General features: G+C 58.2%; 3 protein-coding genes. 1 reads left to right on the forward strand and 2 read right to left on the reverse strand.

Going from position 1 to position 1,181, the window contains the following annotated elements; genetic code table 11:
• Nucleotides 1-190: 190 nt before the first annotated feature.
• Complete coding sequence (locus KIP88_RS45775; protein ID WP_214494616.1) at nucleotides 191-445, reverse strand: DUF3551 domain-containing protein; 255 nt, start codon at nucleotides 443-445, stop codon at nucleotides 191-193.
• Nucleotides 446-702: 257 nt separating this feature from the next.
• Between KIP88_RS45775 and KIP88_RS45780 the strand changes: the two genes are divergently transcribed.
• Entirely contained in the window at nucleotides 703-903 is a 201-nt protein-coding gene (locus KIP88_RS45780) for a hypothetical protein (protein WP_308163851.1), read from the forward strand.
• Nucleotides 904-938: 35 nt separating this feature from the next.
• On the opposite strand, the gene KIP88_RS45785 is transcribed toward KIP88_RS45780, so the two are convergent.
• The coding region (locus KIP88_RS45785; RefSeq protein WP_214494617.1) for a hypothetical protein at nucleotides 939-1,181 on the reverse strand (243 nt) is incomplete at its 5' end.

Genomic DNA, 1,181 nt, shown 5'->3' on the forward strand with positions numbered 1-1,181 from the left:
CTTGCCGGGGCTGCTTTTCATTCCGAACAAAATTTGACCGGCTTAAGGGTCGCGCCAATGCGGCCCTTTTAGATTCCATGCGCTATGACGCAATGGAGCGACCCTACAGCGACCCGAACATCTGCCAGACGATCGCCAGCACCAGAATCACAATCATCGCGTAAGCAGTCCTGCGGCAATGCGGTTCACTTTAGTAGACTCGGCGATGCCGCCGATAACCCGCCCGCGCTTCCGCGCCCGCGAAATATGGATTGACGACGCACTGTGCCGAGCGGCCCGACGCCGACGCGTTGCACTGAGGCAGCGAGGTGTAGCTACATTCGTAATAGGTGGCTGGGCCGTATACCCGCAGGCAAACCGGATAAGCCGGATCGTACGTCTGGGCGGCCGCCGGCCCTATTGAGGCCATCCCGATCGCCAAAATCGCCAAGGCTAGAATGCGCATCAGAGCCTCCTTCGGCATTCACTCCAAGACCTCATATCCAAAGCCACGCCTTCAGGGTCGTTTTCCTCAAACCAGGTTTCCGCGGCGTCGGCATTCGCGAAGACCTTGAGGTGATCGGGCTTCAAGAAGGCATCGGCTGAGCTTTTGCTCGGGAGAATGCTGGCGAAGATCGAGGGCCTTTGTGATGAGCGGGATCGGCTCAAGAAGGAGCGGGATGGTCCGATGAAAGGGCGCGTGCTTGGCGGCCGGAGTTGGTGATGCGCGGACAATTGCAGTGGTACGACGAAAAGGCGGACAACTCGCCGTGGCTCGATGCGCTCGCCGAACTGCGCCAGCGTCCACACGAGAGGGCCATTGCTTCCAGCACGTCCAGGCGATCACTTGCGATCGATCAGTACGCAGAGAAGGCGCTGGGCAACCGCGATTACTTTCTCAACAAGCCTTACGGCGTTGGCTGATTGCAGCGCGGCGAGATCAGGTATCCGGCGGCTTATTATTGTGGCCCACGCTTTTTTGCAGGTTGAGGAGAGGCTGCAGGCGCCTGCGCATTTGTTCCTAGGAAGCTATCAAAACGCGCAGACAGCGCACCTACCTGCTCGGAAAGTAATTTACGGTTGCCTTGTTCGGCGGAGATTTGTTGCTGAAGCTTGCTGATCTTTTCCGCGGCATCCTGTTGGGCAGTCTGAAGGTCTTTAACTGTCTGCTGGAGAGCAGCTAAGGCCTGTCGAGCCTTGTC

It is taken from the genome of Bradyrhizobium sp. SRL28 (genome assembly GCF_018596315.1).
Classification (GTDB): domain Bacteria; phylum Pseudomonadota; class Alphaproteobacteria; order Rhizobiales; family Xanthobacteraceae; genus Bradyrhizobium.

Bases quoted from the DNA above. Each gene is read 5' to 3' on its own strand.
- KIP88_RS45780 (WP_308163851.1), top strand. From the start codon at position 703: ATGCGCGGACAATTGCAGTGGTACGACGAAAAGGCGGACAACTCGCCG.
- KIP88_RS45775 (WP_214494616.1), bottom strand. From the start codon at position 445: ATGCGCATTCTAGCCTTGGCGATTTTGGCGATCGGGATGGCCTCAATA.